20 protein-coding genes are annotated in these 19,229 nt (G+C 63.9%); 16 read left to right on the top strand and 4 right to left on the bottom strand.

Annotated features, from left to right (window positions below; genetic code table 11):
* Window positions 1-23: 23 nt before the first annotated feature.
* The gene (locus LRP30_RS39095; protein WP_128936633.1) at window positions 24-1,547 is read right to left on the bottom strand and encodes a DEAD/DEAH box helicase; all 1,524 of its coding nucleotides are present in this window, start codon (window positions 1,545-1,547) and stop codon (window positions 24-26) included.
* A 480-nt stretch (window positions 1,548-2,027) separates the two neighbouring features.
* Between LRP30_RS39095 and urtA the strand changes: the two genes are divergently transcribed.
* The 16 genes from urtA to LRP30_RS39015 all read left to right on the top strand — a co-directional run bounded on the left by urtA (window position 2,028) and on the right by LRP30_RS39015 (window position 16,625).
* Window positions 2,028-3,356 (top strand): urea ABC transporter substrate-binding protein, encoded by a 1,329-nt coding sequence (gene urtA / locus LRP30_RS39090; RefSeq protein WP_249758244.1) that lies wholly within the window; start codon window positions 2,028-2,030, stop codon window positions 3,354-3,356.
* An 84-nt stretch (window positions 3,357-3,440) separates the two neighbouring features.
* The gene (gene urtB, locus LRP30_RS39085) at window positions 3,441-5,048 is read left to right on the top strand and encodes an urea ABC transporter permease subunit UrtB (RefSeq protein WP_249758243.1); all 1,608 of its coding nucleotides are present in this window, start codon (window positions 3,441-3,443) and stop codon (window positions 5,046-5,048) included.
* On the top strand, window positions 5,045-6,214 hold the full coding sequence (gene urtC / locus LRP30_RS39080; RefSeq protein ID WP_128936630.1) for an urea ABC transporter permease subunit UrtC: 1,170 nt from the start codon (window positions 5,045-5,047) through the stop codon (window positions 6,212-6,214). The genes urtB and urtC overlap by 4 nt, the downstream gene beginning before the upstream one ends.
* A 4-nt stretch (window positions 6,215-6,218) precedes the next feature.
* The gene (gene urtD, locus LRP30_RS39075; protein WP_128936629.1) at window positions 6,219-6,980 is read left to right on the top strand and encodes an urea ABC transporter ATP-binding protein UrtD; all 762 of its coding nucleotides are present in this window, start codon (window positions 6,219-6,221) and stop codon (window positions 6,978-6,980) included.
* Between the two features lie 3 nt (window positions 6,981-6,983).
* Window positions 6,984-7,679, top strand: a complete 696-nt coding sequence (urtE, locus tag LRP30_RS39070; RefSeq protein ID WP_128936628.1) for an urea ABC transporter ATP-binding subunit UrtE — start codon at window positions 6,984-6,986, stop codon at window positions 7,677-7,679.
* A 32-nt stretch (window positions 7,680-7,711) separates the two neighbouring features.
* On the top strand, window positions 7,712-8,542 hold the full coding sequence (locus LRP30_RS39065; protein WP_249758242.1) for an urease accessory protein UreD: 831 nt from the start codon (window positions 7,712-7,714) through the stop codon (window positions 8,540-8,542).
* 37 nt (window positions 8,543-8,579) lie between these two features.
* On the top strand, window positions 8,580-8,882 hold the full coding sequence (locus LRP30_RS39060) for an urease subunit gamma (protein ID WP_027553946.1): 303 nt from the start codon (window positions 8,580-8,582) through the stop codon (window positions 8,880-8,882).
* An 11-nt stretch (window positions 8,883-8,893) separates the two neighbouring features.
* Complete coding sequence (locus LRP30_RS39055; RefSeq protein ID WP_035708642.1) at window positions 8,894-9,199, top strand: urease subunit beta; 306 nt, start codon at window positions 8,894-8,896, stop codon at window positions 9,197-9,199.
* Window positions 9,200-9,256: 57 nt separating this feature from the next.
* Window positions 9,257-9,796: an HD domain-containing protein gene (locus LRP30_RS39050; RefSeq protein WP_249758241.1), complete on the top strand. Its 540-nt coding sequence runs from the start codon at window positions 9,257-9,259 to the stop codon at window positions 9,794-9,796.
* On the top strand, window positions 9,793-10,335 hold the full coding sequence (locus LRP30_RS39045) for a hypothetical protein (protein ID WP_249758240.1): 543 nt from the start codon (window positions 9,793-9,795) through the stop codon (window positions 10,333-10,335). Before LRP30_RS39050 ends, LRP30_RS39045 begins: the two co-directional genes overlap by 4 nt.
* Window positions 10,336-10,366: 31 nt before the next feature.
* Entirely contained in the window at window positions 10,367-12,082 is a 1,716-nt protein-coding gene (gene ureC / locus LRP30_RS39040; RefSeq protein WP_249758239.1) for an urease subunit alpha, read from the top strand.
* A gap of 128 nt (window positions 12,083-12,210) precedes the next feature.
* Entirely contained in the window at window positions 12,211-12,510 is a 300-nt protein-coding gene (locus LRP30_RS39035; RefSeq protein ID WP_027553941.1) for a putative quinol monooxygenase, read from the top strand.
* A gap of 12 nt (window positions 12,511-12,522) precedes the next feature.
* Entirely contained in the window at window positions 12,523-13,152 is a 630-nt protein-coding gene (locus tag LRP30_RS39030) for an urease accessory protein UreE (RefSeq protein WP_249758238.1), read from the top strand.
* On the top strand, window positions 13,133-13,861 hold the full coding sequence (locus LRP30_RS39025) for an urease accessory protein UreF (RefSeq protein WP_249761934.1): 729 nt from the start codon (window positions 13,133-13,135) through the stop codon (window positions 13,859-13,861). The genes LRP30_RS39030 and LRP30_RS39025 overlap by 20 nt, the downstream gene beginning before the upstream one ends.
* A 164-nt stretch (window positions 13,862-14,025) precedes the next feature.
* The gene (ureG, locus tag LRP30_RS39020; protein ID WP_130214042.1) at window positions 14,026-14,649 is read left to right on the top strand and encodes an urease accessory protein UreG; all 624 of its coding nucleotides are present in this window, start codon (window positions 14,026-14,028) and stop codon (window positions 14,647-14,649) included.
* Window positions 14,650-14,966: 317 nt separating this feature from the next.
* Window positions 14,967-16,625 carry an HWE histidine kinase domain-containing protein gene (locus LRP30_RS39015; protein WP_128936620.1) on the top strand — a complete coding sequence of 553 codons (1,659 nt, stop codon included), beginning with the start codon at window positions 14,967-14,969 and terminating at the stop codon, window positions 16,623-16,625.
* Window positions 16,626-16,632: 7 nt separating this feature from the next.
* On the opposite strand, the gene LRP30_RS39010 is transcribed toward LRP30_RS39015, so the two are convergent.
* From LRP30_RS39010 to LRP30_RS39000, 3 genes are all read right to left on the bottom strand, one after another.
* On the bottom strand, window positions 16,633-17,244 hold the full coding sequence (locus tag LRP30_RS39010; protein WP_206732767.1) for a TetR/AcrR family transcriptional regulator: 612 nt from the start codon (window positions 17,242-17,244) through the stop codon (window positions 16,633-16,635).
* A gap of 183 nt (window positions 17,245-17,427) precedes the next feature.
* A complete protein-coding gene (locus LRP30_RS39005) occupies window positions 17,428-18,570 on the bottom strand; it encodes an OpgC domain-containing protein (protein WP_249761933.1) in 1,143 nt (380 codons plus the stop codon).
* 187 nt (window positions 18,571-18,757) lie between these two features.
* A complete protein-coding gene (locus LRP30_RS39000; RefSeq protein ID WP_249758237.1) occupies window positions 18,758-19,213 on the bottom strand; it encodes a hypothetical protein in 456 nt (151 codons plus the stop codon).
* Between the last annotated feature and the right edge of the window lie 16 nt (window positions 19,214-19,229).

Raw genomic sequence — 19,229 nt, 5'->3', positions numbered from 1 at the left:
GGTTGTCTCCAGGTCGTGGACGACTAGTGCGAATGAGGATTGCGATTCGGTCGGCCGTTGGGACGACTCTCGCGACGCAAAAAGGCAACGCCTTGTATTCCATCAGGCTTGCCGGCGCTATGCGCGGGACGCTGTTCCGACCGATCGGCTGGTGAGGAATTCATCTTACCACCGGAATGGCGGCGGCGGCGAGACCCCTTCGACGTGTTGTGGCTCTCACCGGACCTGCCATCAACAGGCCGGCCCTCGACATGCCGTCCTTCGCCATGCCGTCCATCAGCATGTCTTGCGCCGTGCGGGCGCTGGCTGGGACGGCCTGGCCGGCCCGAGCGATGCTGCGCAGCAGCAGGCGCCTGGGCGGCCTCGCGGCCGGCGTCGGTGCGGTGATCCTCGCGCGGCAGCGCCACGCGGATCAGGCGCTCGATATCGCGGAGATAGCTGAGCTCCTCGCCGCCGGCCACGAGCGAGATCGCGGTGCCGTCGGCGCCGGCGCGCGCGGTGCGGCCGATGCGGTGGACATAGGTCTCGGGCACGTTGGGCAGATCGAAATTGATGACGTGGCTGATGCCGTCGACGTCGATGCCGCGGGCGGCGATGTCGGTGGCGACCAGAGTGCGGATCTCGCCCGAGCGGAACTGGGCGAGCGTGCGCTCGCGATGGTTCTGCGACTTGTTGCCGTGGATGGCGTTGGCCGCGATGCCCGCCTTGGCCAGCGTCTTCACCACCTTGTCGGCGCCGTGCTTGGTGCGGGTGAAGACCAGCGCGCGGTTGATCGGCTCGTCCTTCAGCAGCTTGGTGAGGAAGGCGGGCTTGGCCGAGAAATCGACCTGGAGGATGCGCTGGTTGATCCGCTCGGCGGTGGAGGAGACCGGGGTCACCGCGACGCGGGCGGGATCACGCAGCATGGCATCGGCGAGCTCGGCGATGTCCTTCGGCATGGTGGCCGAGAAGAACAGCGTCTGGCGCTTGATCGGCAGCTTGGCGACGATTTTGCGGATATCGTTGATGAAGCCCATGTCGAGCATGCGGTCGGCCTCGTCGAGCACGAGGAACTCAACGCTCGAGAGCTTCAGACCGTTGCTCTGCACGAGATCGAGCAGGCGGCCGGGGGTGGCGACCAGAACCTCGACGCCGGGCATCAGCGACCGGACCTGGCGGCCCATCGGCACGCCGCCGATGGCGAGTGTCGAGGACAGGCGGATGTGGCGGCCATAGGCGTTGAAGCTGTCGAGGATCTGGCCGGACAGTTCGCGGGTGGGCGACAGCACCAGCACACGGGCCGTCTTGGGCTGCGGCTTGATGCGGTTCTCGAGCAGGCGATGCAGGATCGGCAGCGCGAAGGACGCGGTCTTGCCGGTGCCGGTCTGGGCGATGCCGACGACGTCGCGGCCGGTCAGCGCCAGCGGGATGGTCTGGGCCTGGATCGGGGTGGGGGTGACGTAGTTCTCTTCACGAAGAGCGCGCGCGATGGGTTCGGCGAGGCCGAAATCCTGAAACGAAGTCAAAAGAGGGGTACTTTCCATGTCAAAAGCGGGCGCCCGGCGCATTCGGCGCGGCGCGCGCATAGGGTGTCGAGAAGACACCTGCGTGTTTGGGGTGTCGGATGGGCTTGGGAGATATGGGGGCAAGCCAGAGCCCCGTAGGGGCTTAAGAACACGCAGCTCGCAACGACGGCTTGATTTGCAAGCAGTCTCGGGCGTTCATATGGAACATCGTAGGGGCGCTTTCAAGGCAAGCTCGCCTCAAACGGCGGTTGCGGTGCATAAATAGTTATGCCGGAAATTTAGCCAGAATTGGAAATTTGCATAAAAAATAGACTGCCTGCCGCTTTCGCATACATTTCAGTTGCCCAGGGTTTAGGCGGAAAGACTGCGGCTGAACTTGGAATTCAGGTCGTTTTATAAGTAAATTCAATAGCTTGAGAGGTGCTTAGTCCATGGCATGGTTCTTGCGAATCCGTTAATCGCAGGCGGCCGTGGGGCCGTTTCGCAGCGTTTTCACGTCTGCGTCAGGGAGATGATACACTTATGCTTAGCAAATCCACTCACGATATAGCGGCGTCATTTAGCCGCCGCGGCGTCCTCGCCGCGACCGCCGGACTGATGCTCGGTCTGGCTTCATTGACTGGCGCCAAGGCCGCGGACGACACCATCAAGGTCGGCGTGCTTCACTCCCTTTCCGGCACCATGGCCATCAGCGAAACCACGCTGAAGGACACCATCCTCTTCCTGATCGACGAGCAGAACAAGAAGGGCGGCGTGCTCGGCAAGAAGCTCGAAGCCGTCGTCGTCGACCCCGCTTCCAACTGGCCGCTGTTCGCCGAGAAGGCGCGCGAGCTGATCACCAAGGACAAGGTCTCGGTCGTGTTCGGCTGCTGGACCTCGGTGTCGCGCAAGTCGGTGCTCCCGGTCTTCAAGGAGCTGAACAACATCCTGTTCTACCCCGTGCAGTACGAGGGCGAGGAGAGCGAGCGCAACGTGTTCTACACGGGTGCTGCGCCGAACCAGCAGGCGATTCCCACCGTCGACTATCTGATGAAGGAAGAGAAGGTGAAGCGCTGGGTGCTCGCGGGCACCGACTACGTCTATCCGCGCACCACCAATAAGATCCTGGAAGCCTATCTGAAGTCCAAGGGTGTCGCCCAGGAAGACATCATGATCAACTACACGCCGTTCGGTCACTCCGACTGGCAGACGATCGTGGCCGACATCAAGAAGTTCGGCTCGGCCGGCAAGAAGACCGCAGTGGTCTCCACCATCAACGGCGATGCCAACGTTCCCTTCTACAAGGAGCTCGGCAACCAGGGCATCAAGGCCAAGGACATCCCGGTGGTCGCTTTCTCGGTGGGTGAGGAAGAGCTCGCCGGTATCGACACCAAGCCGCTGGTCGGCCATCTCGCCGCCTGGAATTACTTCGAGTCGATCAAGACCAAGGACGGATCGAACGAGAAGTTCATCAAGGACTGGCAGGCCTATACCAAGAACCCGAAGCGCGTGACCAACGACCCGATGGAGGCGCACGTGATCGGCTTCAACATGTGGGTGAAGGCAGTCGAGAAGGTGAAGTCGACCGATCCGGACAAGGTGATCGACGCGCTTCCCGGCATCGAGGCGCCGAACCTGACCGGCGGCGTGTCGAAGATGCTGCCGAACCACCACATCACCAAGCCGGTGTTCATCGGCGAGATCAAGGGCAATGGCCAGTTCGACGTGGTCTGGAAGACCCCGGGCCTCGTTGCTGGCGATGCCTGGTCGAAAGAGCTGGACGGCTCCAAGGACCTGATCGGCGACTGGGTTGGCAAGAAGTGCGGCAACTTCAACACCAAGACCAACAAGTGCCTCGGTTCGGGCTCCTAATCCCGACCTGACGCTCCATTACACGATCGGAGAGGGCGGCGATCCCGCCGCCTTCTCCAACCATTTGTGCCGGGGTCATTCACAGTGCCAGCCCATTTGTCTGCCCGTCTCTGCTCGCTTGTGCTTTCGCTGTTTCTGATCGCGTTCGCGCTGCCGGCCTTCGCCGGTCCGTTCGAGGATGCGGTCGCCAAATTCGCCAATGACGATTTTTCCGACACGGAAGAGGCGATCGGTGTGGTCGCGGGCAGCGGCAACAAGCTGGCCTTCCCGATCATCAGCGCGCTCCAGGACGGCCGTCTCATGGCGGATCCTGACAGCAAGAAGGTTTACGTCACCGGCACCGACGGCAAGTCGATCGATGCCGCGACCGGCGAGGCCGTTGCCAGCGTTCCCGACAGCGCGAGCGCGGTTCGCCTCAACAACCGCCTGCGCCGCAGCGTCGATGCCGCGCTCGGCAGTCTGACGCTGCAGTCGCCGGACGTTGGGACGCGCCTGCAGGCTGCGCAATCCGTGTTCAAGTCGCATGAAGAGACCGCGCTCGAGGCGGTCGATGCCGCGCTCGCCAAGGAAACCAACCGATCCGTCAAGGCCGCGCTCGGTGAGGCCCGCGCGGCGATCCTGCTGTTCAAGTCCGATGCCACCGAGGTCGAGAAGCTCGAGGCGGTCGCAACCCTCAAGGCGCGCGGCGACCAGGAGGCGCTGGCGCTGCTTACCGGCATGGGCGACCAGCCGGCGTCGGTCACCAAGGCCGCCACGAGCGCGATCGGTTCGATCCAGAACTCGCTCGCGGTCTGGTCCATGGTGCAGAATGCCTGGTACGGGCTCTCGCTCGGCTCGGTGCTGCTGCTCGCTGCGATCGGGCTCGCCATCACCTTCGGCGTGATGGGCGTCATCAACATGGCCCACGGCGAAATGGTGATGTTAGGGGCTTACACCACCTTCGTGGTGCAGGAGGTGATCCGCAGCCGTTATCCCGGCCTGTTCGACTATTCGCTCTTGATCGCGGTGCCGCTCGCCTTCCTCGTCGCCGGTGCCATCGGCGTCCTGATCGAGCGCAGCATCATCCGCTTCCTCTACGGCCGTCCGCTGGAGACGCTGCTGGCGACCTGGGGCCTGTCGCTGGTGTTGCAACAGGCTGTGCGCACCATGTTCGGCCCGACCAACCGCGAGGTCGGTAACCCCTCCTGGATGAGCGGTGCGTTCGAGCTCGGCCAGATCACTATCACCTATAACCGGCTCTGGATTCTCTGCTTCACACTCGCCGTGTTCGCGATCCTGCTCGCGATGCTGCGCTATACCGCGCTCGGCCTCGAGATGCGCGCGGTGACGCAAAACCGCCGCATGGCGGCTTCGATGGGCATTGCGACCTCGCGCGTCGATGCGCTCACTTTCGGGCTCGGCTCGGGCATTGCCGGCATCGCCGGCGTGGCGCTATCGCAGATCGACAATGTCAGCCCCAATCTCGGCCAGAGCTACATCATCGACAGCTTCATGGTCGTGGTGTTCGGCGGCGTCGGCAATCTCTGGGGCACCCTGGTCGGCGCCTTCACGCTCGGCATCGCCAACAAGTTCCTGGAGCCGGTCGCCGGCGCCGTGCTCGGCAAGATCGCCATCCTGGTTCTCATCATCCTGTTCATTCAAAAGCGCCCGCGCGGCCTGTTCGCGCTCAAGGGCCGTGCGGTGGAAGCATGACTCCTCACATGCTGACGCGCTCGCTGGACCGCAGTGCGACGATCTTCCTTGCTGTCGTCGCAGCCTGCGGCATCCTCATCCCGCTTTCCAACCTGCTGCTGCCCGCGGGCTCGTTCCTGCAGGTGCCGACCTATCTCGTCGCGCTCTGGGGTAAATATGTCTGCTACGCCATCCTCGCGCTCGCGATCGACCTGATCTGGGGCTATTGCGGCATCCTCTCGCTCGGCCACGGTGCGTTCTTCGCGCTCGGCGGCTACGCCATGGGCATGTACCTGATGCGGCAGATCGGCACCCGTGGCGTCTACGGCAACCCGATCCTGCCCGACTTCATGGTATTCCTGAATTGGCAGAAGCTGCCCTGGTACTGGTACGGCTTCGACATGTTCTGGTTTGCGGCCCTGATGGTGCTGGTCGTGCCGGGCCTGCTCGCCTTCTGCTTCGGCTGGCTCGCCTTCCGCTCCCGCGTCACCGGCGTGTACCTGTCGATCATCACGCAGGCGATGACCTATGCGCTGCTGCTCGCCTTCTTCCGCAACGATTTCGGCTTCGGCGGCAACAATGGCCTGACCGACTTCAAGGACATCCTCGGCTTCAACGTGCAGGCGGAGGGCACGCGTGCCGCATTGTTCGCGCTGAGCTGTCTGGCGCTGATTGCAGGTTTCCTGATCTGCCGCGCCATTGTCTCCTCCAAGCTCGGCAAGGTGCTGATCGCGGTGCGCGATGCGGAATCGCGCACGCGCTTCCTCGGCTACCGCGTCGAATCCTACAAGCTGTTCGTGTTCACGGTGTCGGCCTGCATGGCCGGCGTCGCCGGCGCGCTCTACGTGCCTCAGGTCGGCATCATCAATCCATCCGAATTCGCGCCCGGCAATTCGATCGAGGCGGTGATCTGGGTCGCGGTCGGCGGCCGCGGCACGCTGGTCGGTGCTGCGCTCGGCGCCATCGTCGTCAATTACGCCAAGACCTTCTTCACCTCCGGCGTGCTGGCGCCGTACTGGCTGTTCATGCTGGGCGCGCTGTTCATCCTGGTGACGCTACTGCTGCCCAAGGGCATCGTCGGCACCTTCAATGCCTGGTGGGACTCCTCGAGGGAAAAGCGCACCGCTGCAGCCATTGCGAGCGCTGCGGCCGAAGACGGCGTCACCGAACCCAAGATGGCGGAGTAGGGCGATGAACGTCATGGACACCCGCGCAACCTCCGCAATGCTTTACCTGGACGGCGTGCACGTCTCGTTCGACGGCTTCCACGCCATCAACAATTTGTCGCTGACGCTCGAGCCCGGCGAGATGCGCGCCATCATCGGTCCGAACGGCGCCGGCAAGACCACGATGATGGACATCATCACCGGCAAGACCAAGCCGGACGAGGGCACCGTGCTGTTCGACGGCGTCACCGATCTGACGCGGCTCGACGAGACCCGCATCGCCGAGCTCGGCATCGGCCGCAAGTTCCAGAAGCCGACCGTGTTCGAGAGCCAGAGCGTGCAGGACAATCTCCTGCTCGCGCTCAACGTCGATCATTCGGTTCGCGGCACGCTGTTCTGGCGCGGCAGCAAGGCGGAATCCGAGCGCATCGACAAGGTGCTGGAGACGATCCGCCTCACCGAGGCCCGCAACCGCCTCGCCGGCAGCCTCAGCCACGGTCAGAAGCAGTGGCTCGAGATCGGCATGCTGCTGGCGCAGGATCCGAAGCTGCTCCTCGTCGACGAGCCGGTCGCAGGGATGACCGACGTCGAGACGCATCTCACCGCCGAGCTGCTCAAAGAGATCAACAAGACCCACACCGTGATGGTCGTTGAGCACGACATGACCTTTGTGCGCGAGCTCGGCGTCAAGGTCACCTGCCTGCATGAAGGCACCGTGCTGGCGGAAGGCACCATCGACCAGGTCTCGTCCAACGAGCGGGTCATCGAAGTCTATCTGGGACGCTGAGCGATGCTTGAGGTCAAGGACATCAACCTGTTCTACGGCGCGGCCCAAGCGCTGCGCGGCGTCTCGATCTCGGCCGAGCCGGGCAAGGTGACTTGCGTGCTCGGGCGCAACGGCGTCGGCAAGACCTCGCTCTTGCGCGCCATGGTCGGGCAATATCCGATCTCCTCGGGCGCGATCGTGCTTGACGGCAGCGACATCACGGGCCTGAAGCCCTATGAGCGGGCGCGCAAAGGCATCGGCTTCGTGCCGCAGGGCCGCGAGATCTTTCCGCTGCTCACGGTCGAGGAGAACCTCAAGACCGGCTTCGGCCCGCTCAGGCGCGAGGACAAGCACATTCCGGACGACGTATTCTCGCTCTTCCCCGTGCTGCAATCCATGCTCGGCCGGCGCGGTGGCGACCTCTCCGGCGGCCAGCAGCAGCAGCTCGCGATTGGGCGCGCGCTGGTGATGCGACCAAAGCTGCTGCTGCTCGACGAGCCGACCGAGGGCATCCAGCCCTCGATCATCAAGGACATCGGCCGCGCCATCTCCTACCTGCGCAACCTAGGCAACATCGCGATCGTCCTGGTCGAACAATATCTCGACTTTGCCTGCGAACTCGGCGACAGTTTCGCGGTGATGGATCGCGGCGCGGTGAAGTTCACCTGCGACCGCTCCAATCTCGACGCGAGCGAAATCAGCCGCCAGATGGCGCTGTAAGCCATTCTGCCGCGACCGGCTGGGGGAGGCAGATGCGCAGCGACGTTTCGGTCACAGCAACGGTTTTCGAGGCCAACCGCGCCCGCGGCGCGGTGCGGTTCGACGTCCATGCACGCGATGGCGTGACACGGCGCGGGACCTTGCATGAGTCCGGTTCGCTGCGCGTGCGCTTTCCCTCGCCGGAAGGCGAGGGGCTCTCCGGCGTGTTCGTCAACACGGCTGGCGGGGTCGCCGGCGGCGATCGCTTCGACATTGAGATCACGGCCGCTGACGCTGCGCGGCTGACGCTGACGACGGCGGCCGCAGAAAAGGTCTATCGTGCGCAGGACAAGGCGGCCGGGCTCAATATCGGGCTGAGGGTCGGCGCAGGTGCGCATCTGTCCTGGCTGCCCCAGGAAACGATCCTGTTTGACCGCGCCCGTGTCCATCGCCGTTTCGACATCGCACTCGATGAGGCAGCTTCGCTCCTGCTCTGCGAGATCGTGGTGTTCGGTCGCACCGCCATGGGCGAGCGGATGGAGCAGGGCGAGTTCGTCGATCGCTGGCGGCTCTCTCGCGGCGGCAGGCTCGTGTTCGCAGAGACTGTCAGGCTACATGGTCATATCGGTGAAAAACTGGCGCAATCCGCCGTGGCCAAGAGTGGCGCCGCGATCGGCACGGCCCTGATCGTGCCCGGCGACGAGGCGTTGGTCGAACGCATTCGCGAGGCATCGGAATCGTTCGCCGGCGAGGTCGGGATATCCGCCTGGAATGGCTTTGCAATGGCGCGGTTCTGTGCCCAAGATGCGGCGCGCTTGCGCGCCGACATGATGGCCGTGCTGGCGCGCACCGGCACGGCCCTGCCGCGGCTCTGGCTGAACTGACCGGCTGAATTGACGTGTTGAATGGAAGAGATTTCGCATGAACCTGTCTCCCCGCGAAAAGGACAAGCTTCTGATCTCGATGGCGGCCATCGTGGCGCGCCGTCGGCTGGACCGCGGCGTCAAGCTCAACCATCCCGAGGCGGTCGCGATCATCTCCGACTTCATCCTCGAAGGCGCGCGCGACGGCCGCACCGTCGCCGAGCTGATGCAATCCGGCGCGCAGGTGCTGACCCGCGACCAAGTGATGCCCGGCATCCCCGAGATGATCCACGACATCCAGGTCGAGGCGACCTTTCCGGACGGCACCAAGCTCGTCACCGTGCACGAGCCGATCAGGTAGGAGCGAGAAGCATGATCCCCGGCGAACTCTTCATTCAGGACGGCGAGATCGAGCTCAATGCCGGCCGCAAGACCGTGACGCTGACGGTTGCCAACACCGGCGACCGCCCGATCCAGGTCGGCTCGCATTACCATTTCTTCGAGACCAACCCGGCGCTGAAGTTTGACCGCAAGAAGTCCCGCGGCATGCGCCTCGACATCGCCGCCGGGACCGCCGTCCGCTTCGAGCCCGGCCAGACCCGTGACGTCCAGCTCGTCGCCATGGCCGGGAAGAAGACCATTTATGGCTTCCGCGGCGACGTGATGGGGAAGCTGTGATCTCCGAAGGAACGAGCCTGGTGCGGCACGGTTGAGGCGAAAACGGAGGTCTTTGCCATGCTGACACCGATCCGCCTTGTCTCCGAAGCTGCCGAGCTCGCTGCGCATCGCCACAACGGCATGGCGCGCAAGGGGCGCGGCAATGAGCCTTATATTAATCATCTCGCCGAGGTCGCGAACCTGCTGGCGACCGCGACCGAGGGTGCCGATGCCGAGCTGGTCGCGGCCGGCTGGCTGCATGACGTGATCGAGGACACCGATACCACGCGCGAGGAGCTGGCGCAGAGATTTTCCGAGCGCATCGCCTCGCTCGTCGCCGAGTGCACCGATGACATGAGTCTGCCGAAGGCCGAGCGGCGACAGAAACAGATCGAGGACGCGCCGCACAAGTCCCCCGGCGCCAAGCTGATCAAAATCGCCGACAAGATCAGCAACATTGGCGCGCGCATTCAAACCGATCCGACCACTCAAGAGCGCGACGACCTCGCTGACTACACCGGTTGGGCCGAAAAGGTGGTCGCCGGTTGCCGCGGCGGCAATACGTGGCTCGATTCGAAATTCGATGATGCCGCGAAGGCAGCGAGGGCTTTGCTGTGAGCCAGCTTGCAGCGCTGACGAGACGTTGGGCTATCTCGACGTGCAGTTGGGCTATCTCGACGTGCATTGGCCTCTCGTTTGGTCCGCCGCAGGCAAATGCGGATGAGACGCGATGGCGCTTCTTCGATCAGAACGGGCGGGCTCTGCTTGCGATCACGGACACGGACGAGGCCACCGATGCCATCGGCTCTCCTTCGTTCGACTGCGCCGCCGGATCCGATCGGGTCGAGGTACGTGGTGATGCGAACAAGGCGCTGCGGCGCGCGATCGGCAATGTGATCAGTGCCGACCAGTATCCTAAGGTGAATGTCGCACCGTTCGAGAAGGAATCGTTTGTGATGTTGTCGGTCTCGTATTCCGAGATATCGGGCTGGCAGTATGGCTTTGATCTGCCGGTTTCGAGCCCGCAGTTCGAGCGGTTCAAGCAGACGGGGGTGCTCGAATTCAAGCTCGCGGGCACCGCCGTTCGCGAAGGGTCCAAGGTTGGTCTCGACGCCGCCGCGAAATTTCAGGCGTTCTGCAAGCAGCAATCAAAATGAGTGTCATTCGAGCCAGAGGCTGGAGCAAGGCATGTCCGTAAAGATCAAACGTTCCGTCTATGCCGACATGTTCGGCCCGACCACCGGCGACAGGGTGCGGCTGGCCGACACCGACCTGATCATCGAGGTGGAGAAGGATTTCACCACCTACGGCGAGGAGGTGAAGTTCGGCGGCGGCAAGGTGATCCGCGACGGCATGGGGCAGTCGCAGGTCACCAACCGGCAGGGCGCGGCCGACACCGTCATCACCAATGCGCTGATCGTCGACCATTGGGGCATCGTGAAAGCCGACGTCGCGATCAAGGACGGCATGATCTCCGCGATTGGCAAGGCCGGCAATCCCGATATCCAGCCCGGCGTCACTATCGTCATCGGCCCGGGCACAGATGTTATCGCAGGCGAAGGCAAGATCCTCACCGCCGGCGGCTTCGACAGCCACATCCACTTCATCTGCCCGCAGCAGATCGAGCACGCGCTGATGAGCGGCGTCACCTCGATGCTCGGGGGCGGCACCGGGCCATCGCACGGCACCTTCGCCACCACCTGCACGCCGGGGCCGTGGCACATCGCGCGGATGATCCAGTCGTTCGACGCCTTTCCAGTCAATCTCGGGATCTCCGGCAAGGGCAACGCCTCGCGGCCCGCTGCGCTGGTCGAGATGATCAGAGCCGGCGCCTGCGCACTGAAGCTGCACGAGGATTGGGGCACGACGCCGGCGGCAATCGACAACTGCCTGTCGGTCGCCGACGATCACGATATCCAGGTGATGATCCACACCGACACGCTGAACGAATCCGGCTTCGTCGAGGATACAATCAAGGCGTTCAAGGGCCGCACCATCCATGCCTTCCACACCGAAGGCGCCGGCGGGGGTCATGCGCCTGACATCATCAAGGTCGCCGGCCTGAAGAACGTGCTGCCGTCCTCGACCAATCCGACGCGGCCGTTTACGCGCAACACCATCGACGAGCATCTCGACATGCTGATGGTGTGCCACCACCTCGATCCCTCGATCGCGGAAGACCTGGCTTTCGCGGAAAGTCGCATCCGGAAAGAAACCATCGCCGCCGAGGACATTCTGCACGATCTCGGCGCGCTCTCGATGATGTCCTCGGACTCGCAGGCCATGGGCCGTCTCGGCGAGGTCATCATCCGGACCTGGCAGACCGCCGACAAGATGAAGAAGCAGCGCGGGTCGCTGCCGCAGGACAGAGGCAAGGACAACGACAATTTCCGCGTCAAGCGCTACATCGCCAAATACACCATCAATCCCGCCATCGCCCACGGCGTGTCGAAGCTGATCGGCTCGGTCGAGAAGGGCAAGCTCGCCGATCTCGTGCTGTGGTCGCCGGCCTTCTTCGGCGTCAAGCCGGACTGCATCGTCAAGGGCGGCAGCATCGTCGCGGCGCCCATGGGCGATCCCAACGCCTCGATCCCGACGCCGCAGCCGGTGCACTACCAGCCGATGTTCGGCGCCTTCGGCAAGGCGCGGACGGCGTCCTCGGTGGTGTTCACCTCGAAGGCCGCGGTCACCGGCGGTCTTGCGCGAAAACTCGGCATCGACAAGAAGCTCTATGCCGTCCAGAACACCCGCGGCAAGATCTCCAAGAAGAGCATGATTCACAACGACGCGACGCCCAATATCGAGGTCGATGCGGAGACCTATGAGGTCCGCGCCGACGGCGAGCTGCTGACCTGCGCCCCCGCCGAGGTGCTGCCGATGGCGCAGCGATATTTCATGTACTGAAATAGCACCTCAACGTATGTCCCCGGATCAAGTCCGGAGACGGCTTTTCCGCTGTTGCGTTCGATCCGGCCTGGTCTAATGTCCCGCCCGGTATCGTACCCTTAGAAGAAAAGCCGGGAGGATTTCTCGTGATCTATGTCGTTGCCACCTTGACCATCAAGCCCGAAACGCGCGCCGAATTCATTGCAGCCGCCACCGCCTGCATCAAGGAGACGCGGAAGGAGCCCGGCAATATCGCCTACGATTTGCACGAGAGCGTCACCGATCCCAGCAAGATGGTATTCGTCGAGCAATGGGAGAATGCCGAGGCGCTGGTGCCGCACCGCGCCATGGAGCACATGAAGACGTTCGGCCGCGTCGCAGTGAAGTGCTTCACGGCGCCGCCGAAGATCGAGGTGATCACGCCCGAGAAGGTCGAGACACGGTAACGAGGTAAACGCATGATCCGGGCGACGCAGGTCAAGGGGCAGCACCGCTTCACGGAACCCCCCGTGGATACGGTCGTGCTCGATTTCGACGATCGGCACCGCCGCCGCATGGCGATGACGGGGACGCGCGGGCTCGAATTCCTGCTCGACCTGGAGCACGCCGTCGCGCTGCGCGGCGGCGACGCGCTGGTGCTGGAGGACGGCCGGCTGGTCGAGGTGGTGGCGGCGCCCGAGCCGCTGCTGGAGATCCGCGGTCGCGATCCGCACCATCTCATCCGCGTCGCCTGGCATCTCGGCAACCGCCATCTGCCGACGCAGATCATGGCCAAAGCGTTGCGCATCCGCCGCGACCACGTCATCGAAGCCATGGTGAAGGGTCTCGGCGCCCGCGTGATCGAGATCGAGGCGCCGTTCGATCCCGAGGGCGGCGCCTATGCCGATGCCGGCCACGCGCATGGGCACGACGATCATGCGCATCACGATCACGGCCATCACGATCACCATGATCATCACGGTCATGATCACCACCATCATGGCCATGCCGCGCATGACCATGGTCACGATCATCACCATCACCACGACGAGCATTGCGACCACCCCGACCATCACCACGGCCACAAGCATGCTCATGACCACAAATGAGCCGGTCAGCCCCGCTGACCTCGCCGGGCGCGAGGCGGCCGCGCTGTACCGGTTGATGACCTGGCTGTCGCCGGCATTCCCTGTCGGCGGGTTCTCCTATTCCAGCGGCATCGAATGGGCGGTCGAGGCCGGCGATATCACCGACACCGCGACGCTGGCGGACTGGCTCGACGCGATGCTCGGCGACGGCTCGGGCCTTTGCGATGCGACGTTCCTGGTCCATGCCTATCGCGCCGCGGAAGCGGGCGAGACCACCACTTTGAATGATATCGCCGAGCTGGCCGCCGCCTTCGTGCCGTCGCGCGAACGACAGCTGGAAACGACCTCGCAGGGCCGTGCCTTCATCGACATCGCCCGCGCTGCGTGGGATGCCGATGGCCTGGATGCCATGGTTGCGGCATGCCGTACGCCCCTGGTCTATCCCGTCGCGGTCGGCGTGGTCGCCGCGATGCACGGGGTGCCGCTGGCGCCGACACTCCACGCCTTCTTGCATGCCCTGGTCTCGAACTGGATTTCCGCGGCCAGCCGTCTCATTCCGCTCGGCCAGACCGACAGCCAGCGTGTGCTGGTGAGGCTGGAAGCCGCCACCGCCGCGACCGCCAATCGTGCGCTGAATGCGACATTGGACGATCTCGGCAGCGCGACCTTCCGCGCCGATCTCGCCAGCCTACGGCACGAGACGCAATATACGCGGCTGTTCCGATCGTGAGCTTGCTGCGCCACATTCAGCCGTCGTCCCGGCGCAGGCCGGGACCCATAACCACGAATCTTCGTGGAGATGGAGGGATGCGGCCACAGCCCGCCCTATCAACCGGATTCGGTGGCTATGGGTCCCGGCCTTCGCCGGGACGACGTTAGGAAAGAGCGAGCGACATGTCGAAAACTCACGGACCCTTGCGCGTCGGTGTCGGCGGCCCGGTCGGATCGGGCAAGACCGCGCTGATGGACCTGCTCTGCAAGACCATGCGCGAGCGCTATGACATCGCCGCGATCACCAACGACATCTACACCAAATGGGATGCGGAATACCTCGTGCGTTCGGGCTCGCTGACGCCGGACCGCATCGCGGGGGTCGAGACCGGCGGCTGCCCGCACACCGCGATTCGCGAGGACGCCTCGATGAATCTCGCGGCGGTGGCGGACATGCGCGCGAAATTCCCGGACCTCGATCTCGTGCTGATCGAGTCCGGTGGCGACAATCTGGCTGCCACTTTTTCCCCGGAGCTGGCTGACCTCACCATCTACGTCATTGACGTTGCCGCCGGCGACAAGATCCCGTCCAAGGGTGGCCCGGGGATCACCCGGTCAGACCTTCTTGTCATCAACAAGATCGACCTGGCACCGCATGTCGGAGCCTCCCTGGAAAAGATGGAGACGGATGCCAAGCGCATGCGCGGCCAGCGTCCCTTCGTCATGACCAACCTGAAGAAGAGCCAGGGTCTCGATCGCATCGTCGGCTTCATCGAGACCAAGGGTGGCTTAAAACGGGACGCTTAAAACGGCGGGGCCCGACGGACGCGACGACTTAGCGCAGGCGTTTTTGCCCCAATACCCCGGGGCAGGGCCGCAACCGCGGAACAAATTTCGGACACGGCGATTAACTACCTCCTGGCCCCCAAGGGGCAAATCCATGCCGGCCGGACCATCGGCCGGACGGATTAAGCTTTTCAGCCGACCTACGTTGCGTACTGATGCCTCCTCCTCCATTATCTCCGCCACTGGGGGTTCACCCTGTTTCGGCACATGGCCGTTCGAGCGGCATTCATATGCTCCGTGTTTATTGCCGACCTCCTGCATTCGCCTGAGTAGTCGAAGTGGTCCGGCTGGGTTTCATCATTGGCTTCATCGCTCTGCTCGGAGCCTTGCTCTCCGGGCTTGCGGCCTATCGCGTTCACGATCAGGAGCTGGCGCTGGACCGGATCGCGCTCGCGCGTGCGATCGACGTTCACGCAAGCCTGGTCCAGGATCGCCTCACCGAGCGGGAGCTGCTCGCGCGTGTCGCCTCCGGCTTGTTCCGTGCGCCATCCGTGATCAAGCCGAGCATGCTGGAGCCGCTGCGCTCGGCCATCTACGCCTTCAAGACCGACTTCGTGGTGGCCGGCTGGATTGCCCGGCTGAAGCCGAACGAGCTTACGGCGGCGCAGGCTGCCATTGCCGGCGCCGGCTTCCCCAATCCGCGGATCCGCATGTTTGACGACAAGCCGATCAATTCCGCCGATGTCACCCAGCCGATCGACGTGCTGATGGACCTCGAGCCGCGCAGCAACGAGACCAAGGCACTGCCTGGCCGCAGCTACGATCAGGATCCGGTTCGCAGCGCCATGCTGACGCGTGCCCGGGTCGAGAAGCGGTCGATCGCCTCAGACCCGATTCCGCTGCTCCGCGGCAACGGCCCAATCGGCGTCATCGTGGCCGCGCCCGTCATTCCCGAAGGTGCAACGGAGCCGGCCGGGTTCGTCACATTTTCCTATGAGCTTGCTTCGCTGATGCTGACCAATGACGACATGTCGTTGTTCTCGGTCGCGCTCAGGGATCCGCGCAGGGACGGCGGCGAGCTCGTTGCCAACGACCAGGGCGTGGTCTCCACGCGTATGACGGCGGCGGACGGACTGGCGCCGTCGGCCATGCGCACGGTGAGCTTCGGTGGCCGTGACTGGCAGCTCGCCTATTACGCGAAGACCAATTCGGCGCGTCGCGCCGAGCAGACCGCCATCATCGTCGCGGCGATCGGCCTCGCCATCACCGCGATGGTGTGCGGCCTGTTCGGCTATGTCGCCTACAACAATCTGCGGCTCAGCCGGGAAATCCAGGTGCGGATCGGCTTCGAGCGTCGGCTCACCGCTGTCATCGACGAGCTCAACCACCGGGTCAAGAACATCCTGGCGGTGATCCAGTCGATCGTGACACGCACGCTGCGCCACGGCTCGGATATCGACGTCGCGCGCGAGTTGCTGATCGGCCGCATCCACGCCATGTCGAACGTGGTCTCGCTGCTCAGCGAGAGCCAGTGGCAGGGTGTCAAGCTGAAGGGGCTGTTCGAAGCGCGCGCCATCCCGCATGCCGATCGCATCGCCGTCACCGGTCCCGACATCGCGGTCAGCGCGCGCGCGGCGCAGAGCCTGTCGCTGCTGTTCTTCGAGCTCGCCTCGCATTCCGACGAAGGCCTGTCGCTGGTCGGCAAGCATCCGCACATCACGGCCAATTGGACGGTGACGGGCGAGGAGCCCGACGAGATTTTCAATTTCCGCTGGGAGGAGTTCAACACCAGCGAGGCGACGCGCCGCCCGGATTCCGATTTCGGCCTGATCCTGCTCGACCGCGTCGCGCCCGAGGCGCTCGGCGGCACCGCCAAGCGCTACTTCACCGACGTCTCCTACGTCTACGAGCTCATCGCGCCGATGGAGACGGTGGTCGACATGACCGAGCGCGATCGTACCGACAAGATTTCGGCCCCGGTCAGGCCCGTGCGGTGATGCGAGGTCAGCCCTTCGGCCGCAGCACCAAATCGACCAGATTGCGCGCGTAAGCCGGCGTGATCGGTGCGATGCCGAAGACATAGCGGTAGAACAGGCCGCCATAGATTGCGTCGTAGAGATCCTCGGGCAGTCCCTCGGCCAGGATGCTGCCGTCCTTCTGGCCCGCTGCGATCATCTCGACCAGCGCGTCGCGGCGGAACCGCAAATAGCGGGCGTAGAACAGCTCGGCGGAGCCGGTCCTCGAAATACATTCGGAGATCACGGCGAGCTGCACCTTGCCGAACTCGCCCTGGAGTGCCTCGGCATAGGCCGCGGCATGGCGGCGTGCACGCGCCGCCGGCGTTCCGGAGCTCACCGGCGGCAGCGGCAGCATCTGCGCGGCGTGGTGGAGAAAGGCATCGATCAGAAGCGCCTCGCGGGACGGCCACCATTTGTAGATCGTCATCTTGGAGACGCTGGAGTGCCGCGCGACCGCGTCGATGGTGGTGGCGGCAAGGCCGGTGGTGGCCATCAGCGCATAGGCGCTTTCGAGAATGGCGTTGGTGGTCTCGATCGATCGCGGCCGGCCGCGCCGGGGCGCGCCGTCGGCCTCATCACCCTCGCTGTTCGCCGTCACCACGTCCGGTCTCCTCGCAACCCGCTTCTGCTCCGCATAGCGCAGCCGCGGCCGCCGGCCTAGAGCATGATCCGGAAAAGTGTGTAGCGGTTTTCCGAAAAGATCATGCTCAAACAATAACCTAAAGTGCGATGACGATTCATCCTGATCTCACGCGCTTTAGGGGAATCGGATGCGCACCCGCTAGGCCTGTTGCCGCAAGGCGGCGGGCAGGTCCTGCCACTTCGACCAGGCGATGTAATAGGCGACCGCGGTCATCGCGGCGAAGCCGGCGAGGCTCACGACGACCTGCATCACCACCATATTGGGCCCGGTGATCAGGATGAGATGACCTGCAAAGGACAGGAATACGCCGACGCAGAACACGGCGAGCCATTCCTCGCCGCACCTGATGACCGCCTGTAGCGGCTTCAATTGCAAGCCGGGATGATCGGCCGGAATGAGATGGGTCGCGAGGAAGGCGAGCGCAAGGAAGTGAAGCACGCGATAAGGCGCGAGGTTTTCCTTGTCGGTCGGCGCGATGCCGTTGAGGAGGACGTCCGGCAGATAAGCGGAGAGCGCCGGTGAATGGCGCATCAGGGTGACGGCCATCGCGAAGACGAGATAGGTCCCGGCGAGGATCCGCAGCCAGGGCATGCCGCGCAGCGCCCGCCCGGGCGCGCCCGTCACCGCGAACCAGCCGCCCAGCACCATCAGCATCTGCCAGCAGAGCGGATTGAAGGTCCACTCCTGGTCCGGATAGACCCGGAAATTCCAGTCGAACCAGCGTGCGGCAAGGTACAGCGCGACCGATGCCGCCAGCGTCACGTTCGGCCGCCGCAACAGGCCCCACAGCACAAGCGGAAAGAAGGCCATCAGCGGGACCATCAATTGCAGGAGGTCGAGGTTCAGCGGCTCCTCCTGGAGCACGAGACCGCGGATCAGGATGCGCAGCGGATGCTCGAGAATCCCCGAGATGTTGTATTCGTGGATGATTTCCGGTGCCATCGATTGCGAGGCGACATAGGCGATGGCGTCGATATAGATGACGAACAGGACGACGTAGGCGGCGTAGAGCCGCCAGACGCGTCGAAAGATGCGCGTCGCCGCGACGACGTAGCCGCGCTCCAGCGCCATCCGGCCGTGGATGATGGCGACGCCATAACCGGCCACGAACACGAACAAATCCGCGGCGCCGCTGAAGCCGAAGTTTCGCAGCGTCAGCAGGTTGACGACGTTGTTCGGGATGTGATCGACGAAAACCGACCAGTTGGCGATGCCGAGTGTCAAATACAGTCTGGCGTCGGGTTGAAATGCGGCGAGGTTCGCCTTGACGGACGGTTTCATCACGAAAAAACTTTTGGAATCAGGGGCGACGCTTTTAGCGGCAACCGCCTGCCCATCCGAGTAGCGTTTGCGTGATGGCGGGGGCATTCGTGCCGGATGGCGCAAAATTGCGTGGGACCGCCCGGACCGATTTGCGCTAGATGGGGTCGGAGGACTTACGACGAAATTTTCTAACCCGCTCTGACCATTATTCGGCAGGTTCGGCCGACGCCTCGTCTGCTGCGCCAGCACGGCTCGCCATGATTCCGAGTGCGACCCCACCGATCGCGAGGATCGGCAACAGCCGCTTCACACCGATGGCACGCACGATCTGAAGTCCCGTAGCGAGCAGCATAGGGTCCGCAAGCATGCTCTGTGCCATCGACTTCGCGGCGCGCTCGGCCGCGATCTGGGCGCGCTTCTGCACCTCGCGCTTGTAGCCCCAATAGCTGCCGGCAGCGGTGAGCGTCAGCAGGAAGAAGATGCCGGCCCCCGCGAGGCAGGCCTGAACCGGGCCATATTTCTCCAGGACCGAAATGAAGGCCGCGGCGCAGAGGAAGCACGTGGTGATGAAGAGCGCGAATGCCGTGCCTGCGGCCAGCGAGGTCAGTCGCACAGTGGTGCCGGTGGATGCACTGATCCCGTCGATGATGCGCTGAAACATGGCCTTGCTCCTCAAA

It is taken from the genome of Bradyrhizobium sp. C-145 (assembly GCF_023375135.1).
Taxonomy (GTDB): domain Bacteria; phylum Pseudomonadota; class Alphaproteobacteria; order Rhizobiales; family Xanthobacteraceae; genus Bradyrhizobium; species Bradyrhizobium zhanjiangense.
The sequence above is the reverse complement of the archived record's forward strand: the minus strand, read 5'-3'. Positions and strand labels throughout refer to the sequence as shown.